This is a genomic window from Nocardioides albidus, from assembly GCF_006335005.1.
Taxonomy (GTDB): Bacteria; Actinomycetota; Actinomycetes; order Propionibacteriales; family Nocardioidaceae; genus Nocardioides; species Nocardioides albidus.
Window position 1 is genome coordinate 122,154 of record NZ_VDMP01000014.1, and the last position, 7,942, is coordinate 130,095.

The 7,942-nt window shown below is 71.7% G+C and carries 7 protein-coding genes and 1 pseudogene; 3 read left to right on the forward strand and 5 right to left on the reverse strand.

The features are described from left to right. Together FHP29_RS22425 and FHP29_RS21960 are read left to right on the forward strand one after the other, a co-directional pair. Nucleotides 1-188, forward strand: a pseudogene (locus FHP29_RS22425) (crotonase/enoyl-CoA hydratase family protein); the annotation flags it as partial. Nucleotides 189-368: 180 nt separating this feature from the next. Then, entirely contained in the window at nt 369-521 is a 153-nt protein-coding gene (locus tag FHP29_RS21960) for a hypothetical protein (RefSeq protein ID WP_192903947.1), read from the forward strand. A 16-nt stretch (nt 522-537) separates the two neighbouring features. Here FHP29_RS21960 and FHP29_RS02755 read toward each other — a convergent pair whose 3' ends face one another. The 5 genes from FHP29_RS02755 to FHP29_RS02775 form a co-directional block, all read right to left on the reverse strand. Further along, the gene (locus FHP29_RS02755; protein WP_139621330.1) at nt 538-2,358 is read right to left on the reverse strand and encodes a cyclic di-GMP-binding domain-containing protein, MshE-related; all 1,821 of its coding nucleotides are present in this window, start codon (nt 2,356-2,358) and stop codon (nt 538-540) included. Nucleotides 2,359-2,496: 138 nt separating this feature from the next. Continuing rightward, nucleotides 2,497-3,423, reverse strand: coding sequence for an oxidoreductase (locus FHP29_RS02760; RefSeq protein WP_139621331.1), 927 nt, complete (start codon nt 3,421-3,423; stop codon nt 2,497-2,499). A 10-nt stretch (nt 3,424-3,433) separates the two neighbouring features. Further along, entirely contained in the window at nt 3,434-4,249 is an 816-nt protein-coding gene (locus FHP29_RS02765) for a maleylpyruvate isomerase family mycothiol-dependent enzyme (RefSeq protein ID WP_139621332.1), read from the reverse strand. Nucleotides 4,250-4,274: 25 nt separating this feature from the next. Next, nucleotides 4,275-5,405, reverse strand: a complete 1,131-nt coding sequence (locus FHP29_RS02770; protein WP_158296452.1) for a family 43 glycosylhydrolase — start codon at nt 5,403-5,405, stop codon at nt 4,275-4,277. Nucleotides 5,406-5,510: 105 nt separating this feature from the next. Beyond that, nucleotides 5,511-7,379, reverse strand: coding sequence for an acyl-CoA dehydrogenase (locus tag FHP29_RS02775; RefSeq protein ID WP_139621334.1), 1,869 nt, complete (start codon nt 7,377-7,379; stop codon nt 5,511-5,513). A gap of 247 nt (nt 7,380-7,626) precedes the next feature. On the opposite strand from FHP29_RS02775, the gene FHP29_RS02780 reads away from it, so the two are divergent. After that, the coding region (locus FHP29_RS02780) for an RrF2 family transcriptional regulator (RefSeq protein WP_240044263.1) at nt 7,627-7,942 on the forward strand (316 nt) is incomplete at its 3' end.

Consider the following 7,942-nt stretch of genomic DNA (forward strand, 5'->3'; position numbering starts at 1 on the left):
AGAAGTCGCCCGACGCCGTCGCCGCCGCCAAGCGGCTCTTCAACGACACCTGGACCTCGTCGCCGCGGCGTACCTTCGCCCGGGAGCGGATCGAGCAGGCCTATCTGATGGCCGCCCGCAACACCAAGGCCGCCCGCGAGGCCGCCTTCAAGAAGGCCGAGGCCGTCTACGGCCCGCGCGGCCGCTGACCGGTCGACAGCCTCCCTGGTCCTTGCGGACCACTTCGGTCCGGTGCCGACCGGCCGATGAAAAGGGCGACCCCTCCCGGTCATCATTTCTGCAAGATTCCCGACCCCACCGTGTCGTATCAGCGGGCCCCGCTTCGTCGTCCTAGTAGAAGCGGCCCACGACACGAAGGAGACACGGCCATGTGGACCACGCCCGACGCCCAGCACCAGCATCTCAGCCACGACCTGCCGTGCCCCGCGTGCGGCCACGCCGTGCACACCTTCCTCGCCTGCAGCGACCACTGCGACTGCGCGCCGACGGTGATGCCCGGCGCCGTGCCCCTCGCCGCCTGACCCTCCGCTCGGCCGTTCAGCTGGCCCCGTTCAGCTGGCCCCGACGCGGACGACGTACGACGAGGGCCCAGACCGCGGTCCACGCGGCCAGGGCGTGCAACAGCCAGTGGGCCGGCAGGGCGAGCGCGCTGAGGGCGGCCCGCGGCCCGCCCCGGCGGGCCAGGAGGCTCGCCACCACGAGGACGACGACCCCGAGCACGATCGCCGCCATCCCCAGACCGATCGAAGCCGCGTGCAGGGGCACGGAGCCGTCGAGCCTCCGGGTCCGCAGCAGAGCCAGCCCGCCGCCGCCCAGCACGATCGGATAGGCGAGGAACATCGCCACCGCACCGGCGCGGGCGAGGAGGGCCTCCGCCTCGCCGTGCGGCCGCTCGCCGCCTCGCCGCGCCATTTCCCGGCCGCGCCGGACGGCGTCGAGCAGGATCTGCGCGAGACGGTCCGCCCGCTGGTGCAGCCAGCGTCGTGCCGTGGCGTCGGTGGCGCGGACCGAGGTGGAGTCGAGGCTCTCGATCCGCGGGATCCGCTCCCCGGGCGAGACCGGCCCGGGGCCCCAGACGAGGAGCCCGAACCCGCCGCGCCGGCGCAGCAGCCGCATGTTGAAGTGCACCGAGGTGACGTCCGGTGACCGCACCGGTCCTCGCCGGTCCGACCACGACCCGTCCACCGGGAGGACCTCGTCGACCTCGCGGAGCCGGTCGAACACCGTTGGCCAATGCGGACCCGCGCGATGGGCGACGCGGAGGCCGACCAGCGGGTCCGCGACCAGGCGCCCGTCGATGCGGGCGGCCAGGTCCGCCTCGAACACCGCCACCGCACGGCGCAGCTGGTCGCGTGCCGGCTGCTCGTCCTGGTCGTAGGCCACGACATAGCGCCCGCGCGCCAGCGCGAGCCCGTGGTCGCAGGCCCGGACGACGTCGACGAAGTCCCGGTCCGGGACCCTCGCCACGCGCACCCAGCCCCTCCGGCTGGTCGCCCGCAGGGCCTCGAGGGTCGCGGTGTCCCCGTCGGCGACGACCAGGATCACGTCGGTGCGGTCGCGGGGGTAGTCGACGGCGCTGGCGTTCTCGATGAGCTCCGCCACGCCCGCCCGGCCGCCGCACACGCGCACGATGATGGAGTAGAGCGGCAGCTCCTGGTCCTCGGCGGTCCCGCCCGCTCCGGCGTACGGCGCCAGCACGGGGGCACCGGCCACCCCGCCCTGGAGCAGGGCGGCGTACCCGAGCGCGGACTGCGCGACGCACCCGGCCAGGAACGCGGCGCAGCCCACCAGCACGAGCACCGCCAGCAGGTCGAACGGCATGACCAGGCCCGCGGCCACCGACAGCGCCGCGCCGAGCACGGCCAGCACGACGTGGACGGGCCGGACGAGCGGCGCCGCGGACTCACGCTCGACCGCGAGCCGCCGACGCCGTACGCCGAGCGCCACGCTGTCGATGTCGCTGCGACTGCACGCGACGAACTCGATGTCCATGCCGGGGAAGCGCTCGAGGACCTCCTCCACGACGTCCTCGTTCGGGCGCACGCAGGAGGCGACGACGATCCCGTCGACGCCGACCTCGCAGGCCAGCCAGCCGAGCTCCACCGCCTCCTCGACGTCGAGCTCCTCGAGGAGGTCGGCCTGCGGCGGGTCCGCCACGAGGTCGCGACGCCGCAGGTTCCAGGCGCGGGCGAGCTCGTCGTGGAAGTCGTCGGAGCTGACGAACCCGGCGCTGATCAGATGGTGCCCGACATAGCCCCCGTGCAGGCGCTGCTGCTCCAGCGCCCACTCCAGCTGTGCCGGCTCGATCAGCCCGGCCTTGATCAGCCGAGTGCCGATCCTTTCCGCGCATGACTCCATTCGGGCGTCCCCCCACAGGCGCTCCGCGGCCCGTCGGGCCAGGTGTACTGGGACCCGAGAGTACGTAGTGTCTCATCTCTGCCAGAAGAATCGACGGAAAACCTTCTGTCCGAGGTGGTCGCTACCGACAACGCCAGGTCACGGATAGCGGAGGTCGACGATCTCCTCGCTGATCTCCCACAGCCGCCGGGCGTTGTCGGCGTTGCGGGCCAGCCTGCTGCGCCCGACCGTGCGGGGCCTGCCGGAGAGCTGACGGAAGCCGCCGGGTCCGACGAAGGAGTCGCCCGGGAGGTCGGCGGTCGCGGCCATCAAGGACGGCCAGGCGCCGGCCTCGGCGGTCTGGGAGATCGCCCGCACGCCGGCGTCGAGGATGGTGGCGATGCCTCCGGAGGAGCGGCCGTACTGACCGTTGGCGGCCAGGTGGGTGCCGGCGAAGCCGGGGTGGGCGGCCAGCGCCCGCACGGGCAGGTCGGCGGCCCGGAGCCGGCGTTCGAGCTCGGCGGTGAAGTAGAGGTTGGCGAGCTTGGACTGCCCGTAGACCCGCCACGTGCTGTAGTGGCCGGTCTGCTCGCGCGGGTCGCCGAGAGGCGCCCTGCCGGCGAAGGTGTGGAACAGCGACGACACCGTGACCACGCGGCCGTCGCCGCTGCTCGCCAGCTGCGGCAGCAGCAGCCCGGTGAGCAGGAACGGCCCGAAGTGGTTGGTGGCCATCTGGAGCTCGAGGCCGTCGGCGGTGCGGGAGTACTTCGTGCCCATCACCCCGGCGTTGTTGACCAGGACGTCGATCGGGCCGACCTGCGCGACGGCCGCGGCGGCCGTGCGGACCGAGCTGAGGCTGGCGAGGTCGAGGTGGAGCGCCTCGAGCTGGGCGCCGGCGACCTCCGAGCGGATCGCGGCGACCGTCTCCTCGACCTTCGTGGGATTGCGCCCGGCCAGGATCACCCGCGCGCCGAGGCGCGCCAGCACGAGCGCGGTGTGGTGCCCGAGCCCGCCGAGGGTGGGGCCGGTGACGACGATGGTGCGGCCGGTCTGGTCCGGCAGGTCGGCGACGTTCCAGTCTGACATCGAGGATCCCCTACGGCGTGGTGGCGAGGCTGGCGACGATGCGGTCCCCGAGCTCTCGGTCGCCCGCGATCGTGACCCCTTCGGCCGCCGACGGACGACGCCCGCCGGCGAGCAGGATGAAGGTCTCCCGGTCCATGGCGAGCTCCACCGTCGCGTGCTCCGGCACGACGTCGAGGCGCTGCGCGCGGCCGTCGTCGCCCACCCGCACGGCGACGGGCGAGCTGCCCTCGACGCGGAGCACGGCGGTCGTGCCGGCGGGCGGTGCGACCCGCTTGCCCACGACGTACCCGAAGGACTCGACCAGGTAGTCGGCGGTGTGCTGGGCGCCCGGGCTGTCGAGGCCGCCCGGGCGGCCGACCGCGCGGCGGATGTCCTGCTCGTGCATCCAGACGTCGAGCGGCCGGTTGCGCAGCAGGGTGCGGGTGTTCCAGCCGATCAGCCCGAAGATGCCGTCGGCGGGCGCGTCCGGGTCCTGCGGCGGGGCGGCGCTCAGCGCGGCGTGACGGACCGCTGCCGTCGTCCGGATCTCCTCGACGATGGCGGCAGGCTCGCGGTCACGGCGGGTCACCACGCCGATCTCGGTGAACTGGCCCATCGGGCCGTTGACGTGCGAGGGCGCGCCGATGTCGGCGCTCTCCTCCGGCCCGCCCGCGACGACGGACTCGAGGTGGGCGGTGTGCGAGGCGACGGCCTTCACGTCCCAGCCGGCGAGGTCGGTCGGGGCGCTCCAGTCGTCGGCGTCGAGCTGCTCGAGCAGATCCACGAAGTCGCCCACCGCGCTCCACCAGGCCTCGACGTAGCCGGCCAGGAGCGCGCGGTGGTCCATGACCGCGACCCTACCGAGACCGAGGTCAGTAGGGAGCAGGAACGCGCATCGGGACGCCCTGGGGAGCGGCGGGCCCGTGACGCGTCAGGTACTTCTTGACCGTCGGTACGCCGCCGGGGAAGGTGAGCCGGGCGGCGTACATCGCGCGCCGGCCGTACTTCTCGCCGCCGTTCCACGCCCAGTAGTTCATGCCCTTGGGCTTGCTGGAGTGCAGGCGCACCCAGCCGTGGAAGTAGAGCGTGGTGCGGCCCTTGTGCTTGACGACGTCACCGCCGGCGGGGCCGCACAGGCCCTGGGTGATGGTGCTGTCGAGCAGGACGGTGGGCACGGCCAGCGACCAGTCGGTCAGCGACGCGGACTGGCGCCAGGTCTGCTGGTAGGAGCAGCGGGCGAAGTCGCCCTCGGACGCGAAGAGGTAGTAGGCGCCGGCCTTCCGCGCCAGGACCGGGTTCTCGATGACCCCCTCCGAGCGGACCAGCTCGACGCTCGGGTTGGCCGGATCCTGGCCGGTGCGCACCCGCTTGCCGCTCTTGCTCAGCGGCAGCAGCCGGATCGACGAGGGCTTGCCGTCGGTCTTGTAGAGCAGGTAGTTCTGCTTGCCCTCGCGGTAGAGGGACGGGTCGATGACGCCGCGGCTCGGCAGGTCCGGCGTCGTGACGACCGGGTCCTGTGCGGTCGGCACCAGCGCCGCCGACGGGCACACCAGGGGCCGCTTGCCGACCGGCTTGAACGAGTCGAGCGCCTTCTTCGCGACGGCGACGCCGATGCAGCGGCCGAAGTCGCCGAGCCCGGCCACGGGGACGGCGTAGTAGAGCACCCACCTGCGCCCGACCTTGGCGATGTCGGCTGCCCAGATGCCGCCCTCCGCGATCGCCCACTTCGGCCGGTGGGTGAGCACGGGCTGCTGGTAGCGCCACGGGCGGCCGGGGTCCTTGTACGCCCGGTTGATCTGCGGCCCGGTCGCCACCACGACCATCCGCTTGCCGACCATCGTGACGCTCGGGTCGCCGACGTTGCCGTTGAAGAACGGCTCCGGATAGCGCGCGCCCCAACCGTGGGTCCCGTCGTCCGCCCGGGCCGGCGTACCGCACAGGGTGAGCACGAGCGCGGCGAGGGCAGCGAGACAGCAGGCGAGACGGGCATTCGATCGAGGCACCCGCAGACCATAGGCGACGTCCCCTTCCCGACGTACGACGACGGCCGCCCCGGGTGTCCGGAGCGGCCGTCGTGCGTGGTGACGCGGGTCGGCGTCAGGGTGCGATCAGAACGCGGCCTCGTCGAGGTCCATCACGTCCAGGGTGGTGGCCTGGGCGATCGTGAGCTCGGCGGAGATGCGCGGCAGGTTGAGCTGCGCGAACCACTGGGCGGCGGCGATCTTGCCCTCGTAGAAGGACTTGTCGGCGCCCCCGGCCTCGCCGCCGAGCTTCGCCAGCGCGACCTCGGCGCCGCGCAGCAGCAGCCAGGCGCAGACCACGTCGCCGAGCGCCATCAGCACGCGGGTCGTGTTGAGGCCGACCTTGTAGATGTTCTTGATGTCGTCCTGGGCGGACATGAGGTCGTTGATCATCAGACCGACGATGGCCTCGGCGTCGGCGAGAGCGGTGGCGAGGAGCTCGCGCTCGTTCTTGAGCCGGCCGTTGCCCGCCTCGGAGTCCAGGAAGGACTTGATCTCCGTCGCCAGGTGGCCCAGCGCGCGGCCCTGGTCCTTGACGATCTTGCGGAAGAAGAAGTCCTGGCCCTGGATCGCGGTCGTGCCCTCGTAGAGCGTGTCGATCTTGGCGTCGCGGACGTACTGCTCGATCGGGTACTCCTGCAGGAAGCCCGAACCGCCGAAGGTCTGCAGCGACTCGGTGCCGAGCAGGACCCACGAGCGCTCCGAGCCGTAGCCCTTGACGATCGGGAGGAGCAGGTCGTTGACGGCCTCGGCGAGCTCGTCGCGCTCACCGGCGGCCTTGGCGAGCTGGACCTTGTCCTGCCAGGTGGCGGTGTAGACGACCAGCGAGCGCATCGCCTCGGCGAAGGACTTCTGGGTCATCAGCGAGCGGCGTACGTCGGGGTGGTGCGTGATCGTCACCCGCGGGGCCGCCTTGTCGGCGGACTGGGTGAGGTCGGCGCCCTGGACGCGCTCCTTGGCGTACTCCAGCGCGTTGAGGTAGCCGGTCGACAGGGTCGCGATGGCCTTCGTGCCGACCATCATCCGGGCGTTCTCGATGACGTCGAACATCTGGCGGATGCCGTCGTGCACCTCGCCCAGCAGCCAGCCCTTGGCGGGCTCGCCGCCGCCGACCTGCGGGTCGCCGAAGGTGAGCTCGCAGGTGTTGGACACCTTGATGCCCATCTTGTGCTCGACGTTGGTGACGTAGACGCCGTTGCGCTCGCCGGTGAGCTCGCCGGTCTGGTGGTCGAAGTGGTGCTTCGGCACGAGGAAGAGCGAAAGGCCCTTGGTGCCGGGCCCGCCGATGCCCTCGACGCCCTTCGGGCGGGCGAGGACCAGGTGCATGATGTTCTCCTGCAGGTCCGACTCGGCGCTGGTGATGAAGCGCTTGACGCCGGTGATGTTCCAGGAGCCGTCCTCGTTGGGCGTGGCGTAGGTCTTGCCGGCACCCACGTCGGAGCCCGCGTCGGGCTCGGTGAGGACCATCGTGGCGCCCCAGAGGCGCTCGACCATGATCTCGGCGATGCGGATGTCGCGCTCGACGCCGTTGGCGTTCTTGAAGACGACCGAGCCCATCGACGGGCCGGTGCAGTACATCCAGATCGGCGCCTGCGCGCCGAGGACCATCTCGCCGCTGGCCCACACCAGCGACGGCGGGGCGGTGGTGCCGCCGATCTCCTCGGGCAGGCCCAGACCCCAGAAGCCGGACTCCATCCAGGTGTCGTAGGACTTCTTGAACGACGCCGGGACGGGCGCGGTGTTCGTCTTGGGGTCGAACACCGGCGGGTTCCGGTCGGAGTCGACGAAGGACGCCGCGAGGTCCTCGCGGGCGATCCGCTCGACCTCGGTGAGGATCTCGCGCGCGGTCTCGGCGTCCATCTCCTCGTAGAGGCCGGTGCCGAGGTAGTCCTGCACGTTGAAGAGCTCGAAGAGGTTGAACTCGATGTCGCGCAGGTTGCTCTTGTAGTGGCTCACAGTTCCCACCGTTTCCAGTTCCAGGGGTTCGCGGAGTGGCTTCGGCGTGCTCGTCATGAGCACGGCTACTCACCAGTAACTTTATGATACGGGGGGTGCTAGCTGCGGGCAAGCACCGGGTGGGCGGGATGGCTCACACCGCCGGCCGGGTCGTCGTCGCGGCCTTAGAGGTTCCGCCGATAGGTGGCGGCACCTCTTACGCTCCTAGATCGACTGAGTCGATCGAGCAATCTGACAGACTGTCCCCATGCGCGTCTCCGCCAAGTCCGACTACGCACTGCGGGCCCTGATCGCCATGGCGAGCAGGTCCGACGGTCGGGCCGTGAGCGCCGAGGAGCTCGGTCGTCTCCAGGACATCCCCCACGGATTCCTCCAGGCGATCCTCGCCGACCTGCGCCGCTCCGGCATCGTGATGTCCCAGCGCGGCCAGTCGGGCGGCTGGCGGATGGCCCGTGAGGCCAGCACGGTCTCGGTCGCCGACGTCATCCGCGCCGTCGACGGCCCGCTCGTCTCCGTCTACGGCCTGCGCCCCGAGGCGGTCAACTACAACGAGGCCGCCGAGG

What these genes read in the sequence shown, in the direction of transcription:
- FHP29_RS21960 (WP_192903947.1), top strand. Translation starts at nt 369, where the DNA reads ATGTGGACCACGCCCGACGCCCAGCACCAGCATCTCAGCCACGACCTG.
- FHP29_RS02755 (WP_139621330.1), bottom strand. Translation starts at nt 2,358, where the DNA reads ATGGAGTCATGCGCGGAAAGGATCGGCACTCGGCTGATCAAGGCCGGG.
- FHP29_RS02760 (WP_139621331.1), bottom strand. Translation starts at nt 3,423, where the DNA reads ATGTCAGACTGGAACGTCGCCGACCTGCCGGACCAGACCGGCCGCACC.
- FHP29_RS02765 (WP_139621332.1), bottom strand. Translation starts at nt 4,249, where the DNA reads ATGGACCACCGCGCGCTCCTGGCCGGCTACGTCGAGGCCTGGTGGAGC.